Raw genomic sequence first — 25,661 nt, forward strand, 5'->3', positions numbered from 1 at the left:
GCGGGTGTGGAGATTGATAACAAAATCTCTGCTTTTGCCGCACGCGTCCCTCATAGGCTCAGCGTCACTTCGTCACTCTCAAGGAAAAGCAGGCTCTGTGGGGTAAGGCCCGGGCGCAGAACGAAACGGATCTTTCCGGCACGCTGCGTGCAGCGCTGGAGATACAGGAAGAGGCCCTGCAGAAAAAAGACTTCGTCGAAATGCTGGAGCGTCTGGAACGTAAGCCGCTGCCCCCACTTGGCAAGGCGGAGCTGCAGGATGCTGCTCATCGTATGATGATCGATCTAGCGAAGCTTTCAGGCAAGACCGGGATCGGGGGCACGACGATCGACTACGCTGGAATCGATAAGGCGCAGGAAGCTTTTCTTGCTTATCGCAAAGCTTGGGGCGATTTTGCCGCTGCGGCCTATCCCCAGTGGGGAAGCAGCGGGGCTGAGGCCTGGGTGACGATGAAGCGGGCTGATATGCTCGACCATTTGGTTGCATGGTTCAAATAGAAAAGCCGACAGAGTTCGGAGCCTGAAAACAAAAAAAGCGGCCCAAAGGCCGCTTTTCCCTGTTCACCGAGTGTAAGGCGATCAGTCTTCGATCTGGAAGGACAGACCCTGACCGCCAGCGGCCAGATGGGCACCGCGTGTGGCCGTGGTGACCTTGATCTTCACGCCGTTGCTGTTGCTCAGGATGGCGCCGCCGATTCCGCGATCGAGCGTCGCATCACCATTGAGAGCCCCATAACCGCCATCGAAATCATGAAGGTTCTTGAGATTATAAACGACGCCAGTGGCTTCGATCTTCGAGAACCCGACAGCAGCAATATTGCCGCCCGTGATTTTGAAGCGATAGGTCTTGTGACCGAAGGTCAGCGTGCCCTGACCCCAGGTGTAACCAATGCCAACGTCAGCCGATTTGGCGGTGAGAGTGACATGGCCGACCGGCGTCCCCAGAGCGTCAGGAGCTTTCGGTGCGGCATGCGCTGCGGGCATGATGGCCAGAGCTGCGGCTGCGAAGGTCGAAGCGGCAACGGCACGGCGGGTAAGTGAGCGCATTGGTTCTGTTCCTCTCAAAGAGAATGCGTTGTGCGGCATTAACACTCTGCAACACCTTTCGTTCCCGATTTCGAAGAGATCACGATTCCGTGAAAGTTCCCCGCCAAGGATCGTGATCTCTCGCTCAGGTCAGTCGCGTTGCGGGGGTGCCATGAAGTCGGGTTCGATCGCGTCTGGCACATGTTTGTTCAGGATCGCTTCGATTTCGGCCTTGTCGTCGTCGCCCAGATGCCAGCCCAATGCTTCATCGATCCCTTCGATCTGTTCGGGCTTGCGTGCTCCCCAGAGGGCTACTGTCGGTCCCTGATCCAGAATCCAGCGAATGGCGAGGGCAAGCATCGATTTGTCGTGACGCGCAGCAATCGCCTTCAGGCCCTCGACGGCAGCAAGGTAGCGCTCAAAATTGGGAGCCTGGAATTTAGGATCGCTGCTTCTCAGATCATCCTTCGAGAACGTTGTTTCGCTCGTCATCTTGCCAGCGAGAAGACCGCGGCAGAGCGGGCCATAAGCCATCACGATGGCATTATGCTTTTCGGCATAGGGAAGGATGTTGCGCTCGGTCGTGGCGCGCTCGAAGAGATTATAGGGGGGCTGGATCGTGCTGATCGGCGTGACGGCGCCGAAGCGATCCATATCCTGAACCGAGAAATTGCTGACGCCGATTGCCCGGATCTTGCCCTCTTTACGCAGCTTTTCCAGCTCGTGAGCGGTTTCCTCAACCGGGGTCTTGCCGTCGGGCCAGTGCACCTGTTCCAGGTCGATCACATCGGTTTTCAGACGACGCAGGGAGTCTTCGACTTCCTGACGGACGCGCTCGGGCCGGCTGTCGCGGAAGACTTTCTGCTCGTCTGTCCAGGCTAGGCCAAGCTTCGTGGCCAGAACGACATCCTTGCGCTTGCCGCCTTCCAGAGCGCGTCCGATCACTTCCTCACTATGGCCAAACCCGTAAACAGGGGCTGTGTCGATGAAATTGATGCCGTGATCGAGTGCTCGATGGATGGTACGGATTGCGTTGTCGTCATCGGGGCCGCCCCACATCCAGCCACCAATGGCCCAAGTGCCGAGCGCGATACGTTTTACGGGTTTCTCGAGACCTGCGATCGTGATGGTGTCTGCCGTTTTCATGACTCTGCTCCGTTTGGAAAGGGTGACATCGTGTTCCTTACGGTTTTCCCGGCCAATCGTTGCGTCTCTTGCGCCCTATCTCTGGAAACGGCATCACCGTTTCATGACCCAAACTGACCGTCTTCGTTCTGCGCTCGATCATTTCGGCTTCTGGGCACGCTGCTCCTGCCAGTCTTTTTGACCCATGGCCGGGTTTTTTCCGAAATTGCGATGGATCTGCTGGCGCTCGGTCTTCTGGCCCGTTCGGCCCTGGGTCTCGGCTGGGGGTGGGCACGTCAGTTCTGGGTCCGCGTGGCGTTTCTGTGGTGGGGATGGCAGATCGTCTGCTCCTTGCCCCATATCGGACTGGGGTCGTCCCAGGCGCTCACGCAGGCGATCCTCGCGATACGGTTTCCTCTGATGGCCGTTGCCTTGCAGGTCTGGACGCTTTCGACAGAGAGGGCACGTCGCACGATGGCAGGGATGCTGGTCGCCTGCTGCCTTTATTTCGTTCTGCAGTTCCTGGTGCAGGCCGTCTTTGGTACGAATCTTTTTGGCTATCCGCGTTATGTCGATGGCACGCTGACGGGCCCTTATGCGCACCCCAGAGCGGCGGCACCCTTCTCACGTTTCGTTTTGCCCGTCATGATGCTGGGCTGTGCCTGGCTTGTCGCGGGCTCCGGCCGGAGTGGCAGCGTTTCGGAGAAAACGAGTCGTTTGCGGGCGTTCTTGTCGATGAGCCTCCTCGCTGTTGGGGTCGTGGCGCTGATGGTGCTGGCCGGGCAGCGTATTCCGATGGCCCTGACCATTCTCGGCATCGCAGTTTGCGCAGTGTTTTATCGTCCCCTGCGTCCGGCAGCTCTGGTGGCGGTGTTCAGTCTTCCGGTGCTGATCCTTCTGGCGCATCTCTTCGCGCCGCAAGCCTTTCAGCATCTTGTTATTCTGGCCGCCCATCAGCTCTCTCATTTCTGGCAGTCGCATTATGGCCTCGTGTTCACACGGGCCGTTGTGATCGCGCAGGGGCATCCCGTGACCGGACTTGGCTATGATGCCTTTCGTCACGCTTGCGCCAACCCAGCCTACCAGCACGGTCTCTCCTGGCTCAGCACAGCGCAAGACGGGGGCGGTGCAGGGATTTGTGTGCAGCACGCGCATAACCACTATCTGCAGGCATTGACCAATGCCGGACTCCCGGGGCTCTTCCTGTTCGGAGGGATGGTTTTCGGATGTTTGCGAGCCCTCTGGCCGGTGAAGGGCGCGCATCAGGCCTGGCGCATCGGGTTGTTCGCGGCGTTTTTCGTGCAGGAATGGCCTTTGGCCTCTGCGAGCGATTTTCTGAACCTGCCGCTTGGAGGGTGGGCGTTTACCCTGCTTGGCGTGGGTCTGGCTGAAGCTGTCGCATGCGTGGCCTCTGTTCCTCGTCCCGCTGCCACCCTATATGCTGAGCCCACGACAACATCTCGCTAGGACCCGGAGTACCGATGTCAGAGACCAAGATTCCCGTCACCGTTCTCACTGGTTTTCTCGGTGCCGGAAAAACAACATTGCTCAATCATATTCTTGCCGCAGAGCATGGGCGGAAATACGCCGTTCTCGTCAATGAATTCGGAGAACTCGGTGTCGATGGCGATCTCGTGGTCGATGCGGATGAAGAAGTCTTCGAGACCAATAATGGCTGTATCTGCTGCACGGTGCGTGGCGATCTGATCCGTATCCTTGGCAGTCTGCTGCGTCGTCGCGGCAAGTTCGACGGGATCATCGTCGAGACGACCGGGCTCGCTGATCCGGCTCCTGTGGCCCAGACCTTCTTCGTCGATGAAAACCTGCGTGAGAAAGCCCGTCTCGATGCGGTCGTGACCGTCGTCGATGCATATAATGTGCTGAAGACCCTCGATGAGAGCCATGAGGCTGTCAGTCAGGTTGCGTTTGCCGATGTGATCATCCTCAACAAGACCGATCTTGTGGATGAGGCAGGGCTCGTCGCTATTGAAGAGCGACTGCGCAGCATTAATGTCAGCGTGCAGATCCACCGTGCCAGCCATAGTGCCGTCGCGTTGGAGACGGTTCTTGATCGGGGTGGTTTCGATCTCGAACGCGCGCTCGAAACGATGCCGGATTTTCTGGAGAATAATGAGCACTCGCATGAAGAAGGCGTGACCAGCATGTCTTTCTCCGTGGCCGAGCCGCTCGATGAGCCGAAGTTCCAGGCCTGGATCGGCGCTCTCTTGCAAGAGCGGGGCGCGGATATTCTTCGGTCGAAAGGCATCCTGCACTTCGCTGGACAGGAAGAGCGCTTTGCCTTCCAGGCGGTGCATATGATGGCGGATGGCGATTACATCGGCAAAGGCAAGGAAGGGGAAAGCACAGAGTCCCGCATTGTCTTTATCGGACGCGACCTGAATCGTCCGCAGCTACGTCGTGGGTTTGAAAGCTGCCGCGCATGAATGAGATGACAGAACTTCTCGCAACGCGTGGCGCTGAGAAGGCGATAGGCTCGCCCGTGACGGCAGCCGCCTGTGCCCGCGATGGTCAGACTTTTGCCCTTGGGACTGTTGAAGGCGAGATCTTCCTCATTCCCGTCTCCGGTATCCTGCATCCTGATACCTGGCGGCGCGTCGAAGCTCATGATGGCGCCGTGCTCTGTCTCGCTGCCGATACAGGCACGAGTGGCTTTGTCAGTGGTGGCGAGGATAACCGACTTTGCCGCACAGAAGTCGATGGCAGCGTCACCGAGCTTTATCGTGGGCGCCGCTGGGTTGATTGCGTGGCGACCACGACAAGCAATCTGGCGTTTTCGGTCGGTAAACAGCTCGAAATTCGTAATGCGAGCGGCGATACCACGCTTAAGACCCTCGAACACCCCTCGACCGTCACCGGCATTACGTTCGATGCCAAGGGCAAGCGGGTCGCAGCCTCGCATTACAATGGTGTGTCGATGTGGTTCGTCGGCGCCAAGGTCGACACGGTGCGTCCTCTGGAATGGAAAGGCAGCCATACGGCGCTCGCCATTCATCCCGGTGGCGAAGCGCTCGTGACAGCCATGCAGGAGAATGACCTGCATGGATGGCGCCTTTCCGACGGTCACAACATGCGCATGAGCGGTTATCCCAAGCGCGTCACCTCGATGTCGTTTACCCGCAATGGTCGCTGGCTGGCTACGTCGGGCGCCGATGCCATCGTGCTTTGGCCGTTCTTTGGTGGCGGTCCGATGGGCAAGCCGCCGACGGAGCTGGCTCGCCTCCCCGGCGTGTTCTGTTCTGCGGTCGCAGCGCATCCCAAGAACGATATCATCGCTGCCGGTTTCGAGGACGGCTCTGTGCTGCTGGCAGAGCTTGGCTCTGAGCGCGTTCTGCCCATCTGTCTTGGCAAGCGCGGCAAGGTGACCGGGCTGGTCTTCTCGCCGATGGGCGGGGTAATGGTATTCGGCACGGATGATGGTGTGATCGCCGCAATCGATCTGTCATCAGCCGGATAAAGCCAGTTGGGGCCTCGCCCTATTTCAGCGAGGCCTCGCTAATCGAGGCCGATTTTTCCGGTTGCCTCAGAAAGGCAGCTTGTCGAAATCGCGTAGGCTTGCTCCGGTGAGGACAACCAGCTCCACAATAATCGCCGTGGCCCCCAGCACGTCGCCCGTGTAGCCGCCAATCAGTCTGTAAGCGAGGCTGCATAATCCGAGTGTCGCGAGACAGGCACCGAGAAACAGCGAGAGTGCTCCCAGAACAGAAAGCGAGTTGGCAATCAGAGCTGTGATCAGCATGGCAAGCAACAGACACCCGGCTGGCAGGTGACGGAGCTGATGCGCCAGGCCGTCGGCACGGGCCGGTCGCAGCCAGAGAAGAGGCAGCATGAGGGCGAGGCGTGAGAACGCCCCCGCGGTCATGAGGATGGAGATGATATGAAGCGGCTGCGCCGCGAGTTTAGCCATTGTGCCGGCGCGCAGCAGAACAACAAGGCTCAGGGCAAGACCGCCATAGCTGCCGATGCGGCTGTCACGCATGATCTCCAGCCGTCTGGCGGGTGAATTGCCCCCGAACAGCCCATCCATGCAGTCGGCAAAGCCATCTTCGTGCAGGGCACCGGTCAGGAGAAGCTGAAAGGCTATGGCCCAACCCGTCGCAACGATCGTGGACATGCCCAGCAGGATCCCCAGGACCAGAACACCCCCCGTCGAAGCGCCGATCGCACCGCCAATCAACGGCCAGCACCAGGTGGATCGAGGCAGATCGATGGCGCTCTCGGGCGCATGCAGCCAGCCGGTTGGCAAGCGCGTGAGGAGGCTGAGGCCTGCAGCGAAGTCGGCGCGTAGGTTCGACATTTACCTTCTTATAATGCGGTCGTTCTTGTCGTTGATGGCGACATCGGAAAAACTTGCCATTCCGTTGTGACAGGCCAGTGCCGCGCGCACAAGCGGTATGGCCATGGCGGCGCCGGACCCTTCCCCAAGCCGAAGCTGAAGGTCCAGAAGCGGGTTGAGACCGAGAAAGCGGCAAAGATGGCTGTGACCCTGCTCCTGTGACCGATGAGCGAGGCGCGTATGGGCCAATCCTGTGGGGGCGAGGGCGGCGAGAGGGGCAACCGCAGCCGTCACCACGAAACCGTCCAGCAGAACAGGAATGCGTCGATGGCGTGCGGCCAGCGCGGCTCCCAGAAGAGCCGCCAGCTCATGGCCGCCATACAGGCGGGCCAGATCGAGTGGGGAGTGGTTGCGTCCGTGCAGGGCCAGGGCTTTGTCGATGGCGCGCGCCTTGCGGGTGACACCCGCTTCGTCCAGCCCGGCCCCCATACCGGCCCAGTAAGTTCCATCCTGTCCGAACAGCGCGGCTGATAAGGCCGCAGCCGGTGTCGTGTTGCCCACCCCCATCTCGCCAAGCGCGAGGAGATCGCAGGAGTCTGGAACAGCGTCGTATCCGACTGAGACGGCGCGCAAAAATGCATCGCGTGAGAGAGCTGCCTGCTGCGTGAAATCTGCGCTCGGAGTCAGATCCTCCATGGGAAACACGCTCAGCCTTGCATCGACACTCCGGGCCAGCTGATTGATCGCAGCGCCATCCTGCGTGAAGTTCTGGACCATTGCTGCGGTGACACTGGCGGGCCAGCACGAGACATTCTGGGCCAGAACACCGTGATTTCCGGCAAAAATGCAGATATCGGCCTGATGGATGTGCAGCGGTCGCCAGGAGCCGAACCACTCGACGAGTTCTTCCAGACGGCCGAGGCTTCCGGCGGGTTTGGTCAGAACTGCTTCACGTTCGCCGATCTGGGAGATGGCGTCCAGATCGGGCTCTGGAAGTGTGGTGCAGGCGGTATGAAGGTCGTCGAGCGAACGGAAACGTGACATTGCGCCTTTCTGTTGTGATAAGCGCCGTTCTGCAAGGGGAAGTGGATGACGAATTCCATTCTGGTGCTCGGCGGCGCGCGTTCGGGCAAGAGCCGTCATGCTGAGGCTCTGGTCATGGCCGAGCCCGGTCCGTGGCGTTACGTTGCCACAGGGCGGGCCTGGGATGCCGAGATGGAGGCGCGTATTGCCCTGCATCGGGCGCAGCGTTGTGCGGGATGGGAAACAATCGAGGCGCCTGTTGATCTGGTTTCTGTCTTGCACGGAGTACAGCCGGTTTTGGTTGATTGCCTGACCTTATGGCTGACGAACCTAATTTTGGATGAACGACACATCGAGCGCGAGACGGAAGCGCTGCTTGATACGTTACGAAATCGCTCGGCTCTGACCGTGCTTGTCGGTAACGAGGTAGGCTTGGGTATCGTGCCTGAAAATGCCTTGGCCCGACGTTTTCGGGACGAGGCCGGAGTGCTGCATCAGAAACTCGCGCATGAAGCGCGACGTGTCTTGTTTGTCGCAGCCGGATGCGCATTGGAGATGAAATGACCGAGGATGCCGAGACCGCGCGCTATCGCGAGAAAATGCAGCATCGCAAGGCGGTGCAGGATCGTGAAGTCGCCGAAAAGACCATCGAAAAAGGCCTGATTGCCGTTCACACGGGGCCGGGAAAAGGGAAGTCGACGGCGGCCTTCGGCCTTGCTTTGCGCATGCTTGGCTATGAGCGCAAGATCGTGGTCGTGCAGTTCATCAAAGGTGCCTGGGATACGGGGGAGCGTCGTGCGCTCCAGCGTTTCGGCGATCTGGCGCAGTTTCATGCTCTTGGAGAAGGTTTTACCTGGGAAACTCAGGATCGCGCCCGTGATATCGCTGCCTGTACTCGCGCCTGGGAACAGGCGCTTGTTGCGCTCGGGCAGGAAGACGTGGCGCTGGTGGTGCTCGACGAACTGAATATCGCTCTGCGTTATGGCTATCTCGATGAAGCCACCATCCTGACCGGGCTTAGAAACCGCCCTCAGCACCAGCATGTGGTGATTACAGGGCGTAATGCACCGGGCTGGCTGACGGACGCGGCCGATCTGGTGACGGAGATGACGCTCGTCAAACATCACTTCAAAGCGGGTGTGAAGGCTCAGCAGGGAGTCGAATTTTGAGCTCACGCGCTGATGTTTCAGGGGACAGGGTCGAATGTCGGCAAATCGGTAATTGTTGCAGGTCTGGCTCGTGCGCTGACACGGCGTGGCTATGTGGTGCGTCCGTTCAAACCGCAGAATATGTCCAATAATGCGGCCGTGACAGCCGACGGAGGGGAGATCGGGCGCGCTCAGGCACTCCAGGCGCTCGCCTGCGGCGCTGCACCAAGCGTTCATATGAACCCGGTCCTGCTCAAGCCTCAGTCCGAGCAAGGCTCGCAAATCATCCTTCAGGGTAAAGTCTGGGGGCAGCGCAAGGCACGCGAGTATCAGGAGATCAAACCTCTTTTGATGCCAGCTGTGCTGGAAAGCTTCGCCCGATTGCAACGCGAGGCGGATATCGTGCTGGTCGAGGGAGCCGGATCGGCTTCGGAGATTAATCTGAGGCAAAACGATATCGCCAATATGGGGTTTGCCGAAGCGGCGAACCTGCCGGTTGTATTGATCGGTGACATCGACAGAGGGGGAGTAATCGCGAGTCTGGTCGGAACGCAGGCCGTGCTGCCAGATACCGATCATCAACGGATCAAAGGCTTCATCGTCAACCGGATGCGGGGTGATCCGAGTCTGTTCAACGCTGGGATGCGATTTGTCGCTGAGCGAACGGGCTGGACCGACTGCGGACTGGTTCCTTTTTTCGATCGGATGCGTGAACTACCCGCCGAGGACACAGAGGGTCTTGCATCAGGCTGGCAGGGTGACGGGCCGCTACGTATTGCCGTGCCTCTGATGCCAATGATTGCGAATTTCGACGATCTGGATGCGCTTCGTGCCGAGTCGGGGGTGACGCTTGCTTTCATTCGACCAGGCGAAGCCTTGCCACCCTGCGATCTCGTTATCCTGCCGGGGTCGAAAGCGACCCTGGCCGATCTCGCTTTTTTCTGCGATCAGGGCTGGGCCATCGATCTTCAGGCGCATCACCGCCGTGGCGGGCACATTCTGGGGATTTGCGGTGGATATCAGATGCTGGGTCGTCAGATTTCCGATCCGTCAGGGATTGAGGGGCCTTCTGCAAAACGCCCCGGACTCGGTTATCTGGAGATCGATACCGAGATCGCAGAGCAAAAGACCGTCCGGCCGAATCGGGGGAGATTGTTGCCTTCAGGAGCGGCTGTCTCCGGCTATGAGATTCATGCGGGGATGACGACAGGGTCGGGGTTGAAACGTCCCATGATCCGGTTTGCGGATGGCCGCGCCGATGGTGCGCGGTCTGAAGACGGACGCGTCTGTGGCACTTATCTCCATGGTTTGTTCGATGATAAAGAGTCGCGTTCCGCGTTCCTATCCCTGTTCGGGCTGATGTCTGAGTCTCTGGATCATAAGCTACGCATCGAGTCTACGCTCGACGCCTTAGCAGATCATCTGGAAAGCCATGTAAAAATCGAGAATTTTTTATCTTTTCTATGATGTGGAGAGAATAAAAAAGGATTGTTTCTGCGCTTTTGGTCGCAGAAACAATCCTCGAATAAAATCAGTCTAAATATAAATACTTGATGGTAGGTTAAATATCAGTATGACGGGGCTGTGCGTGTCTGTTCAGAGAACAGCATGCGGACGTAGTTGAGTGCATCAAGCATAACGCCGTTTTCCCGTACTGAATAAGGATCGCCTTTAACGGAGAGGCAGATGGTTTCCTGTTCCGAAGAGCTGGTCACCTTGGGTAGATAGACGCGGCTCACATTTTCAAGGAGATTCCAGACGACGCGCACCGATACAGGCTCTTGGGCGGCTTTTTGCAGTAGATCGGTGTCAGAACCTAGAAATGAGATCGCATCATTAAAATCATGGTCTACGCTGTAATTGACGCCATGGATGGAATTGTTTTCGCGAAGAGAAGTTTTTTCAAGTAGGATTTTTGATTCGTAATAGTCGTGATGGGTAATCGAGCTATTCAAAGATACTTCAGAGCTTACATTTGAATTATTCCAGCAGTTCTCTGCCATAAACTGACTGCCACTGGGTGTATTAAAATTATGCATTTCGACCTCCGGTCTTGATAATCATCTTATTTACCGAGTTTTCTAATGAGGAATTCGTAAATGCAATGTTACTAACCAATAATTTTTTCGAGCAATTAACGAATTGTAACGATAAAGATTTTGATGAATTTGGCGTTGATAAAGATTTTATGACTCAGGACTTACGCTGAAATGCTACGTAAAAACAAGGCAATTTTAAGAAACGCATCGTTCACTTTTTCGGAACACTTAGAGATCGAAAGATGAAAAAAAAGATCAATTTTAACGGGATGGTCTATTTCATTTCCGTCGTGGAGGCAGGTTCAGTCACAGCCGCTGCTCGAAGCCTTGGGGTGTCAAAAAGCGTTATTAGCAAGGCGATCAGTGACCTTGAGAGATCGCTGCAGACCGATCTTTTTATCCGAACGTCAAAGCAGATCTTACCGACACGCGCCGGCGAGGTCTTTTATCAAAAATGTACTGCCGGGGTACAGGCGATCGAGACAGCTTACCTCGATGCTCAGTACTACGGCTCTTCGCCCCAAGGGGAGCTTCGTGTCTTAGCCAATGCTGCCTACGGACGTTACGTGGTTTTGCCGGTCGTGAAGGCTTTCACCGCCCGTTACCCGGCATGCCGGGTAAGTCTCATTCTGACCGACGACGTGTCGCTATCCAATATGACATGGTTCGACGTAGCGATTCGAACACGAAGCTTTGACGATCCGTCGCTGCACGTCCGTCGCCTTGCTAACTTTAAGCGTCACCTCGTTATTAGCCGGGATTATCTGGACCGCTTCGGCCCCGTTGAGAGTTTCGATAAGTTAAAAGAGCTCCCATTCATTGATTACGTTAATCACGTCGACCAGACGGGATGGACCTTTAGCGATGGCATAAACCAGCGTCATATACGCTTTGAGGCCTGCTTTTTGCTTGGACCTCTCAATCTGGTCCTGGAGGCGATCCTGCAGGGATTTGGGTTCTCGGTACTACCGAGTTTTCTTTACGATCACCCGACCGTTCAGCCTCATTTGACAAGATTGATGCCCGAATGGTCAGCCGCTACAGGCAGCGTTCTTGCTTATACCTATCCGGCGCGTCAGCGTTCCGCTGCTGTAAGGCTGTTCGTCGAGTGGGTCGCCTGCGCCGCTCAGGGACTACCCTTTCCCGATTAGTGACTTTCGCTCGCATGTCATGTCGGTGAAATCGGAGAAGGGAATTTACGTCTGGACAGGGGTCTGTTTATCGGCTGATCCAGAGCTGGCGTTCGGGCGCACGCTTTTCCCAACCGCGGCGTTCCAGCTCAGGCGTATTATGCTCCTCGTCCGGGTAGCCGACGCAGAGATAGGCCATGAAGCGCCATTCTGCAGGAGCATCGAGCAGAGAATTCATCCGCTCCGGATCGAGAATTGAGACCCAGCCCAGGCCCACATTATGGGCCTGGGCGGCAAGCCAGAAGCTGTGGATAGCCATGACAGCCGACCACTGCACGGTTTCCGGCATGGTCAGGCGCCCTAATCCGCGGCCTTGCGAAGGGTCTGGATCGCAGAACACGGCGATATGGTGGGGAGCCCTATCCAATCCCGCGAGCTTGAGTTGTGCGTAGGCTCCGCTGTCCGATTGTCTTTGTGCAGCCAGCGCCTCGGCGTTTCGTTCGGAGAACTCGGCGCGTACGGCATTGCGTCGGGCCTCGTCATCCACGCGCAGGAAGCGCCAGGGTTGGCTCAGACCGACCGAAGGGGTTGAGCAGGTGAGCGCCAGCATGTGATCGAGCACGGACTCGGGAACCGGGTCGCGCCGGAAATGACGCACGTCCCGTCTCCAAAGAAAGAGCGAATCGAGTTGCTCGCGAAACGCTTCATCGAAAACGGGGACTGTCATGCATTCACTCCATAAAGCAGGATCAGCAGGCAGACCGCCTGCACCAGGCACGCCACGCGATAAAGCGTCAGAGCCCGTGCGAGATCCTGTTCTTCGGCCTCTTCCCGCCCATTCCCCATCCAGGAATCGGCGACGAGAACACCATTATACTGTCTAGGCCCTGCCAGACGCAAAGTGAGCGCTCCGGCCATCGCGGCTTCAGGCCACCCCGCGTTTGGGGAGCGATGTCGCCCAGCATCATGACGCACCGTTCGTATCGCTCGTCTCAGCGATCCTCCGGCGAAGGGGGCTGCAAGGCACAGCCAAAGGGCGGAGAGCCGAGACGCCGGGATATTGACGCAATCGTCGCATAACGCGGCAGCGCGCCCGAAATCCCGGTGACGAGGCGAAAGATGGCCGATCATGCTGTCCGCCGTGTTGATGGCCTTGTAGGCCACGGCACCCGGCAGACCGAACACGGTTAACCAGAAAAGAGGAGCGACAACGCCGTCGCTGAAATTTTCGGCCAGACTCTCGATCGCTGCGCGGACAACGCCAGCCGTCTCGAGGGTCTCCGGGTCGCGCCCAACAATCCGCGAGACGGCCAGCCTACCTCCCGCCAGCCCGTTTTCACGGAGCCCCTTCAAAACAGCGTTGACGTGGTCGAAAAGCGATCTCTGAGCAATCAGGGTGCTGGCGCACAGAGCTTCGAGAGCGAACTGGATCCAGTGTGGCAGGCAAAGCCTCATGAGAGTCTGCCCTGCAAGGGTGAGCCCGACAGGCAGGATGACGATCACACCAAGCGCCACAAGTCCCCGGCCACGCTGCTTTCGGACCGATCCCTCCCGGTTGAGGTGGTAGTCAAGTGTCGTGATCAGACGGCCGATCCATGTTACCGGATGGCCGATCCTGCGAAAGATCGCATCAGGATAGCTGAAGGTAGCCTCGATCAGGAGGGCGCAGAGCGTCAGTGAAAGGAACATGGAGCGAGATGAGAGGCCAGCATGATGAAACCGAGCATAGCATGACGCCCTGGCCGGTGCATGGTGGGCAGCTGAGCGAGCTGGCGCGCCTCTTCCCCGAAGCACTGACACCGTGGGTCGATCTGTCGACTGGTATCAATCCTCATGCTTATCCGGTTCCGAGACTCGATGTGGCTCTTTTGAATCGACTGCCCGACCCTCTCGAAGAACAGGCCCTACGCTTTGCCGCAGCGGAAGCCTATGGCGTGTCACCAGACTATGTTCTGGCTGGCTCCGGCACGCAGATGCTCATTGGTCTATTACCTGTCTTCCTGTCGCGCTTCTTCACCCCCTCTTCCGTGCGTATTCTGGAACCTACCTATAGCGGCCATGATGCAGCCTGGCGCGAAGCCGGGTTTTCGATCCAGCATGTGCCGTTTGATGCGTCGCTCGCCTTGCCAGACAGCAACATGGTGAGTGTCGTCTGCTCTCCCAATAATCCGACAGGTCGCTGCATGAGTGTGGCGGAAATTGCCTCTCTGGCAGATTGCCATGCCCATGCAGGCGGGCTTCTCGTGGTCGATGAGGCTTTCATCGATTTCAGCCCTGAGACGGCAGCTTCGCTGCTCCCTCATCCGGGTCTGGTCATCTGCCGCTCTTTTGGAAAAGCCTATGGCCTGGCCGGGCTGAGGATCGGTTTTCTGCTTGCCTCTCACCCTGTTCTGCACGCCATGCGTGCCGCTATGGGTCCATGGTCGATTAGCACTCCTGGCTGTCATATTGGGCGTGAAGCCCTGTCCGATCACGTCTGGCGCACAAACATGGCCACAAGGCTGGAAAACGAAATGGCCGCGTTACGCCGGATCGTGACGCGCGGCGGAATGGAGTTCGTCGGTGGTACGTCGCTTTTTAGCCTGTTTCGGTCACCTGATGCTCAAACCATCTGGGAAAATCTCGCCCGCGCAGGCCTTCTGGTACGCCGCTTCGACTGGGACGACACATTGCTCCGGTTTGGCTTGCCGTCAGATGAAGCGACTCTCAGGCGCTTGGCCAAAGTCTTTGGCTGAAGGGCGCGGATTGAGGCGACTCCGAGGTTCGCCGCAGTCGGTATAGGTAAAACGTAACCGTAAGGAGGGCTCTGCAGGGCTGTCTCTTCCTATGTGAGCGTTGAGCGAGCAGGCTGGGCCTTGGTGATCTTCGATTGCTTCGCGAAGGGCGCCTCGGTATTCTCGAGCAATCATGAGCATTTCATCTTCTTCTGACGTGGCTGGATCCGGCCGCGGCCTCGACCTACGCCCAATCGATCTCGGGGATGGCGTAGTGATCGAGACACCGGTGATTCTGGCGCCAATGTCGGGGGTCACAGATCTGCCTTTCCGCCAGTTGGCGCGTGATCTGGGCGCGGGACTGGTCGTGTCGGAGATGATCGCCTCCTGGGCGATGGTGCGTGAAAATGAAAACACCCTGCGCATGGCCCGAAGCGCGCAGAACGGTCCCAACTCGGTCCAGCTGGCAGGCTGTGATCCTGAGGCGATGGCGCAGGCAGCAAAGATCGCTGTCGACCAGGGCGCCAATCTGATCGATATCAATTTTGGCTGCCCGGTGAAGAAAGTGGCGGTTGGGCAGTCCGCAGGGTCTGCCCTCATGCGCGACGAGGTCAAAGCGGCAGCGCTGCTTGAAGCAACAGTCAAAGCGGTCTCTGTGCCTGTCACGCTCAAAATGCGCATGGGCTGGGATCATCAGTCTCTCAATGCTCCTGCCCTGGCCCGGATTGCCGAGGATGTCGGCATTCGTCTGGTGACAGTTCACGGGCGCACACGTCAGATGTTCTATAACGGAACGGCAGACTGGCATTTCGTTCGTACGGTCAAGGAGAGTGTGAAGCTCCCTGTCATCGTCAATGGGGATATCGTCTCGATCCAGAATGCGCGCGACGCGCTGGCGGCATCAGGGGCTGATGGCGTCATGATCGGTCGTGGCTGTTATGGACGTCCATGGTTCCTTGCACAGGTGGCTCAGTCACTTCGATCCGGGGAAAATATGCCTGATCCTGATTTGGTGGCGGAAAAGGCAATCGTTCTGCGCCATTATGGCATGATGCTCGATCATTTCGGCGAGCGTCCCGGCCTGCGTCTCGCGCGCAAGCATGTCTCCTGGTACTCGCACGGGCTGCCTGGGTCGGCGGCGTTTCGTGCCAGCATCAACAAGATGGACAACGCACAGGACGTGATCGATCATCTCTCGTCGTTCTACGATCAGCAGATCGCCAATGGCGTGATCCGAGACCGGGAGAGCACGCATCAGCCAACCGATTTGGTGGAAGATGCAGCCTGAGTGATGACTGATATCCTGTTTCGCTCGACTCCGACTGATGACGGCTTGGTTTTCTCCAGTTCTTTCGTAAATTTGTGATCCAGGCGGAGAAAGGTCGGGACGGCACCTTAACCCCAGTCCGTTTCGGGTTCGATGGCCAGTCCGACGCGGTCAAGCGGCTGCGGGAGAGGCTCGAAGCGGCCCTGACAGATTTTGGACTGCATATGCTGACCGGCGAACCGGGAAGTGGGCGTACTCGTGCTGCGCGCTATCTCTGGATGTCGTCGGGGCGAGAGAAGCGTTTGGTGTCGGTTTTCGATCGGCAATCTTTCGATGAGGCGTTGAGAGAGGAGCAACGTCCTGCCTCCTTATCGATGAAATCGGTCTCGCCGAACCGGCTTTTCAGGCGGCTTTGCTGGAAATGCTGCAAGCCCGAAAAGCGAGCGAGCGTCCGGCTGTGATCTGCACCAGCTCCTGGACGTCAGCGCGCCTTGTTCAGGACCGTCGACTTAGCGAGGGGCTGGGTTCGCTTCTGGCACCCCACAATCTCCCGATCCCGCCCGCGCGTGACAGACAGGCGGATTTGAAGACGCTCTGCGCGCTATGGGAGAGGCAGTTCGAGACGGGCACGAGTCTGCATGATGACTGCGCATCCTGGCTGATGAAGCAGGAGTGGCCGGGCAATTTTCGGCAGATTCGACAACTGCTCCATTGCGCAGTCGAGCGGGCTCAGGGCGGACGCTTGACGGCCGCCCATCTCTCCGAATCTCATCGGGTCGATACGACGGCTGACGCCGCGTCATTTCAGGGCTTGCTGGCGCGGTATCTCCCCTCCATGCTCGACCTTGAAACAGATATTCAGGGCACGCTTTATGCGCGTGTGCTGGCCGAAGTTGAGCGTCCGCTTTTCAGACTGGTGCTCAAGGCGACCGAGGGCAATCAGATCAGGGCAGCCGCTCTGCTTGGCATCAACCGGAACACGCTGCGAAAACGATTGCAGCTGCTTGGCATCGAAGTGGGTCGTTCCCGATCATGACAGACAAGGATGTGTCGCCCTGGATTGTGTCTCAGGAAGTGCCCGATGATGGCCATGGTGCAGCTGAGCTGAAAAATTCTTCGGTGTTCAGGCGAGTGGTCCAACATGTCAGTCGGCTGAAAACGGCCATGGTGCTGGCCTGTGCGGCATTGGTTCTGCTGATCACCACATTCGTTGTGCTCGCGCGTGGGCTGTCCTTTGCCTACCGCCCCCAGATCGAGGCGTTCGTATTTCTTCTGGATTTCGTCGTGCTGCTCCTTCTGGGTACAGCCGTCATCATCCGGATGGGGCGTATGCTGGCGGAGAGGCGGACAGGGCTGGCGGGCGCAAGGCTCCATGTCAGACTAATCACGCTGTTCGGCGTGGTGGCTGTTGCTCCGACTGTGGTGATCGGCGGACTTGCAGCCCTTTTCTTCCATTTCGGAATTCAGATCTGGTTTTCGAACCGGGTCAATACGGCGCTGTCAGAGGCGCGTGACGTCGCTGCGGGCTACCTGCAGGAACATAACGACAATATCCGCACCGAGGCGTTTGCTCTCGCCAATATCATCATTACGGCCAGTAATGACGAGATGTATCGTCACGGTGTCGATCTGATGCGCGATCCGGGTCAGCTCGGCATGATGCTCGATGTCGAGGCGACAGAGCGTGGGCTGAACGAGGCAGTCGTCTTCGATTCGTACACCAACAAGGTTGTCGCGTCAGGCGGTCTTGCCGCGTTGCAGGGCAAGCAGCTCGCTTTGCCGCCCAAGGATGCCACGACGCTGGCGCGTACCAATGATGTGGCCATTCTCGACAGCCCGGATGAGAAAACAGTACGGGCCGTTGTCAGTCTCGGACCGACGGCCGGGCTGATGCTGGTCATCACGCGTCCGGTCGATGCGAAGATCCTCGAGCACATGCATCACACCGACGCCGTGGTGTCGGAATACAAGCGCCTCAACGCGCATCGTTCGGCCATCCAGATCAGTTTCGTCCTGATCTTCGCCATGCTCGGCCTGCTCGTTTTGAGTATTGGCATGCTGACGGGGCTGGTTCTGGCCAAGCAGATCACCCAGCCTCTGGGATTGCTGATTCTTGCCGCGCGTAGGATCAGCGAGGGCGATCTCAGTGTGCGCGTTCCTGAGGCGCCCGTCAGGGATCCGCGACGGGACGATGAGGTCGGGACGCTTTCTCGCGCGTTCAACCGCATGACCAATCAGCTTTCCACGCAGCGCACCGAGCTCATGATTGCTTACGAGCAGATCGATGAACGACGCCGCTTCACGGAAACCGTGCTTTCCGGTGTCTCGGCCGGGGTGATCGGGCTTGATGCGGGTCAGACGATTGAGCTGCCCAACCGGGCGGCCTCGCGTCTGTTGCAACGTGATCTCGATCTCTGCATCGGGCAGCCCCTGCGAGAGATTGTTCCGGAATTTGCGACGATGCTCGATCAGGCGCGACTGGAGCCGGGTCAGGCGCATACGGCGGAAATCCAGATCGATACGTTAGAAAAAACGACTGTTCTGGGCGACGGGCCGAGCGTCGGCAGCTCCGGGCGGACGTTGCTCGTGCGCGTGGTCGGTGAGCAAAGTGGCGAGGGATCGACGGGCTACGTGGTGACGTTTGACGACATCACGGCGTTGCTGGCGGCCCAGAGAAAAGCGGCCTGGGCGGATGTTGCCCGCCGTATTGCCCATGAGATCAAGAATCCACTGACCCCCATCCAGCTTTCTGCCGAGCGGCTGAAGCGGCGTTTCCTGCGTGAGATTAGCTCCGACCCTGACACGTTCGGGCAGTGTGTCGATACGATCGTGCGTCATGTCGGGGACATTGGACGCATGGTCGACGAATTTTCATCCTTTGCCCGGATGCCGCAGCCTGTGCTCAGGGAGGAAGATCTGGTGCGTCTGGTGCGCGAGGCGCTGGTGCTTCAGCGGAACGCGCATCCGGAGATCGTGTACGATACGGGGTCCTTGCCGCCTCAGGGGCCTATCGTCCGGTGCGATCGCCGTCTCGTCGGTCAGGCGCTCACCAATCTGCTGCAAAATGCTGCTGACGCGATTGCCATGGTCGTACAATCACAGGAGACTATGTCCGAAAGCATCGAAGACGGGGCGGAGATGCGTGATAGCAAGGGGCACATCAAGGTGACGCTTGTCGTCAACGGAGCCGAGGCGGCGGTTCAGGTCGCTGATGATGGTGTCGGTTTGCCTTCTGTTGACCGGCACCGCTTGACGGAACCGTATATCACGCACAAACCGAAAGGGACGGGTCTCGGTCTCGCGATCGTCAAGAAGATCATGGAGGATCACGCAGGTGGCATCAGGCTGGAGGACCGACCGGATGGACGGGGCACCGTCTCGACGCTCACCCTGCCAGTACGTGATCCGGCCGTGGAGCCAGGTGATGCGGGCAAGGAGCAATGAACGGTTGATGAGAGATTCGCATGGAGCATGAAATCCTGATCGTCGATGACGAGCCGGATATCCGGCTTCTCATCGAGGGCCTCCTTCGCGATGAAGGCTATGAAACGCGCGTTGCGGCGAATTCGGATCAGGCTCTTGCCGCGTTCCGGGCGCGTCGCCCGTCGCTGATCATCCTCGATATCTGGCTTCAGGCTCGCGCCTCGACGGGATCGATCTGCTCAAGACCATTAAGGCTGAAGAGCCCGGTCTGCCTGTTGTGATGATCTCGGGTCATGGCACGATCGAGACGCTGTCTCCAGCCTTCAGCACGGCGCCTACGATTTCATTGAAAAGCCGTTTCAGACCGACCGCCTGATTCTGGTCGCCCAGCGCGCGATCGAGGCGGCGCGTCTTGAGCGTGAAAATGCCGAGCTGCGTCTGCGATCAGGCAATGAAACGCTGCTCTTCGGTGAAGGGCCTGGGATCAGTGCCGTGCGGGGGCAGATCGAGCGTGTAGCCCCCACCAACTCGCGCGTGCTCATCACAGGTCCGGCCGGTTCGGGTAAAGAGATTGCAGCGCGCATGGTTCATGCACGCTCGCGTCGCGGTGCAGGGCCGTTCATCGCGCTGAACTGCGCGACTCTGGCACCGAATCGTTTCGAAGAAGAGCTCTTCGGTATCGAGGGGCTCTCCGAAGGGGCGATGCGGCGCACCGGTGTGCTGGAACGTGCGCATAAAGGCACTCTCCTGCTCGATGAAGTGGCCGATATGCCGCTGGAAACGCAGGGCAAGATCGTACGGGCCTTGCAGGACCAGACCTTCGAACGTCTGGGGGGGGCAACGCGCGTCAAGGTCGATGTACGTGTCATTGCCACGACCAACCGGGACTTGCAGGGTGAAATCTCCCTCGGACGATTCCGCGAAGATCTTTATTACCGTCTGGCTGTCGTTCCGCTGCGTCTTCCCTCGCTGCGTGAACGCCGCGAAGACATTCCGGCTCTGGCGCAGCACTTCCTGCGTCGTTATGCGGAAAATGCCGGTCTCGCCCCACGTGAACTTTCAGTGGATGCTCTGGCAGCCCTGCAATCCTATGAGTGGCCGGGCAATATCAGAGAATTGCGGAATCTGATGGAACGCCTGCTGATCATGGTGCCCAATGGTCAGGACCTCATTCGGGCCGATATGCTGCCCAACACGGTCAGCCAGGGGGCGCCGTCAATGACACGGCTCGACGCCGGGGCGGATGTCATGGCGTTGCCGTTGCGTGAGGCGCGCGATCTGTTCGAGACACAATATCTGCAGGTTCAGCTTCTGCGTTTCGGGGGCAATATCAGTCGCACGGCCAATTTTGTCGGCATGGAGCGCTCTGCATTGCATCGCAAGCTGAAGCAGCTCGGCGTGACTCCCGAAGACAGGACCCTGTGAGTCTGGAAACCGGATTTCAATGAAGGTAAGGTAGAGTCACTGAGGTCACGGTGCCGTGGGTGGCGTTGACCTTTGGCCCGGTCCCGAGGGCCCGTTCAAACACCGGAAAAAAGAAGAGCAACATTGGCCAGAGCTAATCCAGATCCGACCTCCACCCCGTCTGCGACCCCCTATTCCGACTTCGACACAGGTGAGACCGTGCAGGAACTCTTTTTGCAGCATCTTCAGCAAAACGGCCTGCCCGTGACCGTGTTTCTGGTCAATGGCGTGAAGCTTCAGGGTGTCATCCCGCGCTTCGATCACGAAACCATCATCCTGCGTCGCGATGGTCATACCCAACTTGTTTACAAACATGCCGTTAGCACAATCATGCCTGTCGCCCCTCTGGCGGTCTTCGCGCAGGACAGCGACAGCGATCTGTAACGGCAGGAGTATTTTTAGAACGTGTCAGTAACGACCAGTACGACGCCTCCCGCAACGCGCGCTGCGGTTATTCTTCCCTGGGAGCGCCCGACACCCAATGACGAGTTTCGTGCAGCGGAAGCCCGTCTGGAGGAAGCCATCGGGCTTGCGGCTTCCATTGGCCTTGTCGTGGTCCGGCAGGCCGTGCTTGCCATCAGGGCGGTGCGCCCGGCAACCCTCTTCGGCAAGGGGCAGGTCGAGCAGCTTGCCGAACTCGTTGAAGAAAATGACGTCAAGGTCGTGGTTGTCGATGCCCGGCTCTCGCCAGGTCAGCAGCGCAATCTTGAAAAAGCCCTGAACTGCAAGGTTCTCGATCGTACCGGATTGATTCTCGATATCTTCGGAGCGCGTGCCGCGACTCGTGAAGGTGTTCTCCAGGTCGAGCTCGCTCATCTGGAATATCAGCGGTCGCGCCTTGTACGCCTCTGGACCCATCTTGAGCGTCAGCGCGGTGGGTTCGGCTTTCTGGGCGGCCCGGGTGAAACCCAGATCGAGGCTGACCGTCGCATGATCGGGGAGCGTCTGGTCAAGCTGCGCAAGGAGCTCGATCAGGTGCGTCGAACACGCGGATTGCATCGTTCGGCTCGCAAGAAGGTGCCTTTTCCGGTGGTGGCCCTCGTGGGCTATACCAATGCGGGCAAATCGACGCTTTTCAACGCGCTGACGGGCTCAGCCGTGCATGCCCAGGACCAGCTTTTTGCGACGCTGGATCCGACGATGCGCGGGTTGCGACTCCCGTCCGGCCGGCGTGTCATCCTCTCCGATACTGTCGGATTCATCAGCGAACTGCCGACGGAGCTCATTGCGGCCTTTCGGGCAACGCTTGAAGAAGTGGCTGAGGCAGACATCATTTTGCATGTGCGCGACGTGGCACATCCTGACAGTGCGGCGCAGCGTGCTGACGTCATCAATGTGCTCGACGGCATGGTGCGTGACGAAATGCTCGATAGCGACTGGCCCAAGCGCACGATCGAAGTGATGAACAAGGCCGATCTCATGGGGGGGATCGAAGCCGTGCCGCGCCATCCGGGATGCGTTGCGATTTCGGCGATTACGGGCGAAGGGCTGCCCAATCTCTACTCCATGCTCGATCAGCATATGACTGCGGCGATGAGTTTGACGCGTGTCAGCCTCGACATCAGCAACGGGGCTGCATTGGCCTGGCTCTACGAGCACGGCGAAGTTCTTGAGCGTCTCGATCAGGAGACAGAAATCACGCTCGATGTCAGGCTGTTCGATCAGGATCGGTCACGCTTTGGTCAGCTTTATCCGGATTGCCTTGTATCCGCCTGAAATCACCTCGATATTGGCCTGAATGAGAGACAAAGCAGCTCTTTGGAAGGTGAGACGCGGTGAAGGCTGAAGATATCGTCATGGCGGAGCGGCCTTCGGTCGTTACCCGTGGCCTGCTGGACGATCTGTCTGCGATCGTCCGTGAGGCTGCCTCGACAATCATCATGCCTCGTTTCGGTCGCCTCGCTGAGGGAGAGATCCGTACCAAGAGTTCGGCAACCGATCTGGTTACTGTGGCTGATCTCCTGACTGAGGAATATCTCTCTGAGAAATTCAAACGGTTATTGCCGCAAGCACTGCTTATCGGTGAAGAACAGTGCTGCGCCCGACCGGACCTCGCGCGTCAGGCGGCTGAGGCTGGTCTTTCCATCACGATCGATCCGATAGACGGCACAGCGAACTACGCTGCGGGCCTCCCGCTTTTCGGGGTCATGGTCGCTGTTCTGGAAAAGGGCATTCCTCTGGCAAGCGTTATCTTCGACCCTGTCACGCAGTCGTCGGCGATGGCTCTGAAAGGCGAGGGCGCCTGGATGGAAGACAGGACAGGGTGTGCGACGCCTCTTCGTGTTGCAGCGCCCTTCCAGAGGATCGATCAGATAACAGGGAAAATTGCCTGGAGGACGCTTCCCTTCAGCGATACGGCGCGGGCTGATCAGACATTGCGGGCAATGGATGGACTTTGGGATTTTCGCTGTGCGGCCCATGAGTATCGTCATGTCGCAGCGGGGCATGGTCATGTACTGGCCTATAGCCGGACCTGCCCCTGGGATCATTGCCCGGGCTGGCTTCTGCTCCATGAAGCCGGCGGATATGGCGCAAGATTCAACGGCGCTGCCTACCATGAAGCAATCCCTGGACGAGGCTTGCTTTATGCTCCTGACAAGCACTCCTGGCATCAGGTTCACGAGGCCCTCACACTCCCCGTGTGAAATTCATCTCAAGTATTTGTGTTATTCGAAACCTCGTTTGTTGTCCGACGTTTTTGTCTCGAGAACAAAGGAGAGGTTTCATGCCTGTTCAAGATCCGGTGCTCTATGCAGTTTGTGACGGCGAAAAAGCCCGTTTTCTGCGTTATGACGGTCAGCAGATGCGAACAGTCCAACGCTTTGGTGCTCACGACAAGGATACCGATGCGGTTGGCGAGGTAGCTTCCATCAAGGAGCCTCGTTCGGACCCGAAAGTGCAGGTCAAGGAGCGGTTTGCACGACAGATTGCCCATGAAATCGAGACGACATTAGATAGCAATTCAGCGCTGGAGGGTCTGATATTGGCGGCAGCACCTCACGTGCTGCACGATATTCGCGAACATCTGTCCAAGGCGGCCAGCAAGAAACTCATCAAAAGCCAAAGCAAGGATCTGACCAATATACCGGATCACGATCTGCTTTCTCATTTCGATCGCCCCGCCACAGGATGGCCTACGCCTGATTTTTCGATCTCCCCTGATTTCGTACTGATCGTAAAGGTTCGACGTGGCGGCGTTTACCATCAGGCGCGCCGTCGGGATGGTCACGGTCGTAACTATCCCGATGGTAGCGGGGAGGCGATCCTGATCTCGACTTTATTTAATCGCGCAAAGGCTCGGACGAGCCGAAAAATTCATGATGAAGACGGTTTTCTGAAACACCGAGCGCTTTGAGGCCGCCAATAAGGTCATGCTGAAAGCTGCTGGGACCGCAGAGGAAAATATGCGTCTCGTCGTCAATCTGCGTACTCAGCCAATGAGCGCTTACGCGACCCGTCTGAGTTGCAAGTGGTGCCAGATTGGTCGTTTCTTTTCCCTCGCTCCCGAAAAGCCGGATTCTGGATCCATAGGCTTCTTGGTTGAGGGCAGACAGAGTGCTCAGGAAGGGTCGGTCATGGAAATCATGGGCGGCATGTACGAGGCTCAACCGATGTGCCGAATTTGCGTCGTTTTCAGCCAGAAGCATGCTGATGAAGGGGGTAACGCCAATACCGGCCCCAACCAAGAGCACTGGGGCCCCTTGGCGCGAGCAAGTGTGAAATCTCCTGCGGGCGGAGCAACGTCCAGAAGAGCGCCTTCTTGGACGTGGTCATGGAACCAGTTGGAAATCTTGCCGTCGGGAACGCGTTTGATCGTCACACGATAGCTGTCGTCAGCGGGCGCGCTTGAGATGCTGTAGCTTCTGCGCGTGTTGAAGCCATCCTGAGTCAGGCGGAAGGTCAGGAACTGGCCAGGGTCGTGGCGAAGAATAGGCTTGCCATCCGCGGGTGTGAGCCAGAAAGACACGATGTCCGCGCATTCCTCAACGCGCGAGGAGACTCTGAACCGACGCCATCCACGCCAGCCCCCTGTCGCTGTCGCACGCTGTTCGTAAAGGGTGGCCTCACGAGCAATGAGCACATCGGCCAGAAAGCGATAGGCGTCTCCCCAGGCATCGAGAATTTCTTCAGTTGCAGCACTGCCGAGAACAGTTCTGATGGCTTCAAGCAGTGCTTTACCGACAACAGGATAGTGCCCCGGTTCGATCATGACAGCGACATGCCGCTCGACGATCAGGCTCAGCGCTGCATCGAGTTTTTCAGGATGATCTATGTGACGAGCATAGGCGAGCACCGCGGCGGCAAGGGCGTGGGGCTGGCGCCCATTGGCCTGGTCCGTCTGGTTGAACAGGGCCGCAATCGCGGGATCCTGCATCAGAGTGCCGTACATGGTTGTCGCGATCGCGACACCATGGATTTCAAGGGCGGGAATGGTTGCTTTGACGATCTCGGCTGTACCGGGCTTCAGAGGCTGGGGCATCGTCTCTCATTCTATAAGATGTATTATTTATACACCTTATAGGACAGCATCCTGAAAGATGCAAATATGGTACATCTTCATCTATGAGACTGACCCTGCACACAGATTATGCATTACGAGTCCTGCTCTACCTTGGCTTGAATCAGTCACGGAGGGCGTCGATTCGTGAAATAGCCGAGCGTTATCAGATCTCTGAAAATCACCTGGTCAAGGTGGTTCACAGGCTCGGGCAGGGCGGATTCGTGACGACTGTACGTGGCAAGGGTGGCGGATTGGTCCTTGCTCGTTCACCCGACGATATCAGAGTGGGTGACGTTGTCCGCTTTGCAGAAGAGGATATGGCGCTTGTCGCCTGCCTTCAGGCAGGCCAGAGCTGTCTTCTGACCGGAGCGTGCCGCTTGCAGCATGTTCTGGGTGATGCGCTTGAGGCGTTCATGGCCGTTCTTGATCGTCAAACATTGGCCGATCTGCTGGCCCCGCCAGAGTTTTCGAAGCTGGCGGGGCGGCTGAAAGTCCCTGAGTAGCGGGG

The 25,661-nt window shown here is 58.1% G+C and carries 27 protein-coding genes and 1 pseudogene; 18 read left to right on the plus strand and 10 right to left on the minus strand.

The window, feature by feature from the left end; all coding sequences use genetic code 11:
* Positions 1–50: 50 nt before the first annotated feature.
* A complete protein-coding gene (locus JCM15831_RS06500; protein WP_025823598.1) occupies positions 51–269 on the minus strand; it encodes a hypothetical protein in 219 nt (72 codons plus the stop codon).
* Positions 270–272: 3 nt separating this feature from the next.
* Between JCM15831_RS06500 and JCM15831_RS06505 the strand changes: the two genes are divergently transcribed.
* Positions 273–497 carry a hypothetical protein gene (locus JCM15831_RS06505; RefSeq protein WP_025823600.1) on the plus strand — a complete coding sequence of 75 codons (225 nt, stop codon included), beginning with the start codon at positions 273–275 and terminating at the stop codon, positions 495–497.
* An 81-nt stretch (positions 498–578) separates the two neighbouring features.
* Here the strand turns inward: JCM15831_RS06505 and JCM15831_RS06510 are convergent, their stop codons facing one another.
* Together JCM15831_RS06510 and JCM15831_RS06515 are read right to left on the minus strand one after the other, a co-directional pair.
* Complete coding sequence (locus JCM15831_RS06510; protein ID WP_025823602.1) at positions 579–1,046, minus strand: hypothetical protein; 468 nt, start codon at positions 1,044–1,046, stop codon at positions 579–581.
* Positions 1,047–1,175: 129 nt separating this feature from the next.
* Positions 1,176–2,171 (minus strand): aldo/keto reductase, encoded by a 996-nt coding sequence (locus JCM15831_RS06515; RefSeq protein WP_025823604.1) that lies wholly within the window; start codon positions 2,169–2,171, stop codon positions 1,176–1,178.
* A gap of 210 nt (positions 2,172–2,381) precedes the next feature.
* Between JCM15831_RS06515 and JCM15831_RS06520 the strand changes: the two genes are divergently transcribed.
* The 3 genes from JCM15831_RS06520 to JCM15831_RS06530 are packed head-to-tail and all read left to right on the plus strand — an operon-like array spanning position 2,382 to position 5,625.
* Entirely contained in the window at positions 2,382–3,617 is a 1,236-nt protein-coding gene (locus JCM15831_RS06520) for an O-antigen ligase family protein (protein WP_084490583.1), read from the plus strand.
* Positions 3,618–3,631: 14 nt separating this feature from the next.
* Positions 3,632–4,594, plus strand: coding sequence for a CobW family GTP-binding protein (locus JCM15831_RS06525; protein WP_035773999.1), 963 nt, complete (start codon positions 3,632–3,634; stop codon positions 4,592–4,594).
* A gap of 5 nt (positions 4,595–4,599) precedes the next feature.
* Positions 4,600–5,625 carry a WD40 repeat domain-containing protein gene (locus tag JCM15831_RS06530; RefSeq protein ID WP_025823610.1) on the plus strand — a complete coding sequence of 342 codons (1,026 nt, stop codon included), beginning with the start codon at positions 4,600–4,602 and terminating at the stop codon, positions 5,623–5,625.
* A 66-nt stretch (positions 5,626–5,691) separates the two neighbouring features.
* On the opposite strand, the gene JCM15831_RS06535 is transcribed toward JCM15831_RS06530, so the two are convergent.
* Positions 5,692–6,465: an adenosylcobinamide-GDP ribazoletransferase gene (locus JCM15831_RS06535; RefSeq protein ID WP_025823611.1), complete on the minus strand. Its 774-nt coding sequence runs from the start codon at positions 6,463–6,465 to the stop codon at positions 5,692–5,694.
* On the minus strand, positions 6,466–7,488 hold the full coding sequence (cobT, locus tag JCM15831_RS06540) for a nicotinate-nucleotide--dimethylbenzimidazole phosphoribosyltransferase (RefSeq protein ID WP_025823613.1): 1,023 nt from the start codon (positions 7,486–7,488) through the stop codon (positions 6,466–6,468).
* Between the two features lie 45 nt (positions 7,489–7,533).
* Between cobT and cobU the strand changes: the two genes are divergently transcribed.
* The 3 genes from cobU to JCM15831_RS06555 are packed head-to-tail and all read left to right on the plus strand — an operon-like array spanning position 7,534 to position 10,082.
* On the plus strand, positions 7,534–8,031 hold the full coding sequence (gene cobU, locus JCM15831_RS06545) for a bifunctional adenosylcobinamide kinase/adenosylcobinamide-phosphate guanylyltransferase (protein WP_025823615.1): 498 nt from the start codon (positions 7,534–7,536) through the stop codon (positions 8,029–8,031).
* Positions 8,028–8,636 carry a cob(I)yrinic acid a,c-diamide adenosyltransferase gene (gene cobO, locus JCM15831_RS06550; RefSeq protein ID WP_025823617.1) on the plus strand — a complete coding sequence of 203 codons (609 nt, stop codon included), beginning with the start codon at positions 8,028–8,030 and terminating at the stop codon, positions 8,634–8,636. Before cobU ends, cobO begins: the two co-directional genes overlap by 4 nt.
* Positions 8,637–8,648: 12 nt before the next feature.
* Complete coding sequence (locus JCM15831_RS06555; protein WP_025823619.1) at positions 8,649–10,082, plus strand: cobyric acid synthase; 1,434 nt, start codon at positions 8,649–8,651, stop codon at positions 10,080–10,082.
* 101 nt (positions 10,083–10,183) lie between these two features.
* Here the strand turns inward: JCM15831_RS06555 and JCM15831_RS06560 are convergent, their stop codons facing one another.
* Positions 10,184–10,654 (minus strand): hypothetical protein, encoded by a 471-nt coding sequence (locus JCM15831_RS06560; RefSeq protein WP_025823621.1) that lies wholly within the window; start codon positions 10,652–10,654, stop codon positions 10,184–10,186.
* Positions 10,655–10,896: 242 nt separating this feature from the next.
* Between JCM15831_RS06560 and JCM15831_RS06570 the strand changes: the two genes are divergently transcribed.
* Positions 10,897–11,805, plus strand: coding sequence for a LysR family transcriptional regulator (locus tag JCM15831_RS06570; RefSeq protein WP_025823623.1), 909 nt, complete (start codon positions 10,897–10,899; stop codon positions 11,803–11,805).
* Between the two features lie 67 nt (positions 11,806–11,872).
* On the opposite strand, the gene bluB is transcribed toward JCM15831_RS06570, so the two are convergent.
* Complete coding sequence (gene bluB, locus JCM15831_RS06575) at positions 11,873–12,511, minus strand: 5,6-dimethylbenzimidazole synthase (RefSeq protein ID WP_025823625.1); 639 nt, start codon at positions 12,509–12,511, stop codon at positions 11,873–11,875.
* The gene (cbiB, locus tag JCM15831_RS06580; RefSeq protein WP_025823626.1) at positions 12,508–13,473 is read right to left on the minus strand and encodes an adenosylcobinamide-phosphate synthase CbiB; all 966 of its coding nucleotides are present in this window, start codon (positions 13,471–13,473) and stop codon (positions 12,508–12,510) included. Before cbiB ends, bluB begins: the two co-directional genes overlap by 4 nt.
* Before the next feature lie 8 nt (positions 13,474–13,481).
* On the opposite strand from cbiB, the gene cobD reads away from it, so the two are divergent.
* The 9 genes and pseudogenes from cobD (at position 13,482) to JCM15831_RS17185 (ending at position 24,007) form a co-directional block, all read left to right on the plus strand.
* Positions 13,482–14,519, plus strand: a complete 1,038-nt coding sequence (cobD, locus tag JCM15831_RS06585; protein ID WP_051528359.1) for a threonine-phosphate decarboxylase CobD — start codon at positions 13,482–13,484, stop codon at positions 14,517–14,519.
* 172 nt (positions 14,520–14,691) lie between these two features.
* The gene (gene dusB, locus JCM15831_RS06595) at positions 14,692–15,786 is read left to right on the plus strand and encodes a tRNA dihydrouridine synthase DusB (RefSeq protein WP_156938769.1); all 1,095 of its coding nucleotides are present in this window, start codon (positions 14,692–14,694) and stop codon (positions 15,784–15,786) included.
* 400 nt (positions 15,787–16,186) lie between these two features.
* The gene (locus tag JCM15831_RS06605) at positions 16,187–16,801 is read left to right on the plus strand and encodes a helix-turn-helix domain-containing protein (RefSeq protein ID WP_156938770.1); all 615 of its coding nucleotides are present in this window, start codon (positions 16,187–16,189) and stop codon (positions 16,799–16,801) included.
* Between the two features lie 128 nt (positions 16,802–16,929).
* Positions 16,930–19,209, plus strand: a complete 2,280-nt coding sequence (locus tag JCM15831_RS06610; RefSeq protein ID WP_232228041.1) for a sensor histidine kinase NtrY-like — start codon at positions 16,930–16,932, stop codon at positions 19,207–19,209.
* A 20-nt stretch (positions 19,210–19,229) separates the two neighbouring features.
* Positions 19,230–20,613 (plus strand): annotated as a pseudogene (gene ntrX / locus JCM15831_RS17175) (nitrogen assimilation response regulator NtrX).
* A gap of 123 nt (positions 20,614–20,736) precedes the next feature.
* Positions 20,737–21,036 carry an RNA chaperone Hfq gene (gene hfq / locus JCM15831_RS17180; protein WP_025823637.1) on the plus strand — a complete coding sequence of 100 codons (300 nt, stop codon included), beginning with the start codon at positions 20,737–20,739 and terminating at the stop codon, positions 21,034–21,036.
* Positions 21,037–21,057: 21 nt separating this feature from the next.
* Complete coding sequence (gene hflX / locus JCM15831_RS06625) at positions 21,058–22,368, plus strand: GTPase HflX (protein WP_025823639.1); 1,311 nt, start codon at positions 21,058–21,060, stop codon at positions 22,366–22,368.
* Between the two features lie 59 nt (positions 22,369–22,427).
* Positions 22,428–23,297, plus strand: coding sequence for an inositol monophosphatase family protein (locus JCM15831_RS06630; RefSeq protein WP_084490584.1), 870 nt, complete (start codon positions 22,428–22,430; stop codon positions 23,295–23,297).
* Positions 23,294–24,007 carry a host attachment protein gene (locus JCM15831_RS17185; protein ID WP_232228032.1) on the plus strand — a complete coding sequence of 238 codons (714 nt, stop codon included), beginning with the start codon at positions 23,294–23,296 and terminating at the stop codon, positions 24,005–24,007. The genes JCM15831_RS06630 and JCM15831_RS17185 overlap by 4 nt, the downstream gene beginning before the upstream one ends.
* Here the strand turns inward: JCM15831_RS17185 and JCM15831_RS22520 are convergent.
* The gene (locus JCM15831_RS22520; protein WP_084490585.1) at positions 23,934–24,299 is read right to left on the minus strand and encodes a ferredoxin reductase domain-containing protein; all 366 of its coding nucleotides are present in this window, start codon (positions 24,297–24,299) and stop codon (positions 23,934–23,936) included. The genes JCM15831_RS17185 and JCM15831_RS22520 overlap by 74 nt on opposite strands.
* Positions 24,257–25,132, minus strand: coding sequence for a globin domain-containing protein (locus JCM15831_RS17190; RefSeq protein ID WP_051528360.1), 876 nt, complete (start codon positions 25,130–25,132; stop codon positions 24,257–24,259). The genes JCM15831_RS22520 and JCM15831_RS17190 overlap by 43 nt, the downstream gene beginning before the upstream one ends.
* 83 nt (positions 25,133–25,215) lie before the next feature.
* Between JCM15831_RS17190 and JCM15831_RS06645 the strand changes: the two genes are divergently transcribed.
* Positions 25,216–25,656: an RrF2 family transcriptional regulator gene (locus tag JCM15831_RS06645; protein ID WP_025823645.1), complete on the plus strand. Its 441-nt coding sequence runs from the start codon at positions 25,216–25,218 to the stop codon at positions 25,654–25,656.
* The last annotated feature ends 5 nt before the right edge of the window (positions 25,657–25,661 follow it).

The sequence above is a fragment of the Asaia astilbis JCM 15831 genome (assembly GCF_000613845.1).
GTDB lineage: Bacteria > Pseudomonadota > Alphaproteobacteria > Acetobacterales > Acetobacteraceae > Asaia > Asaia astilbis.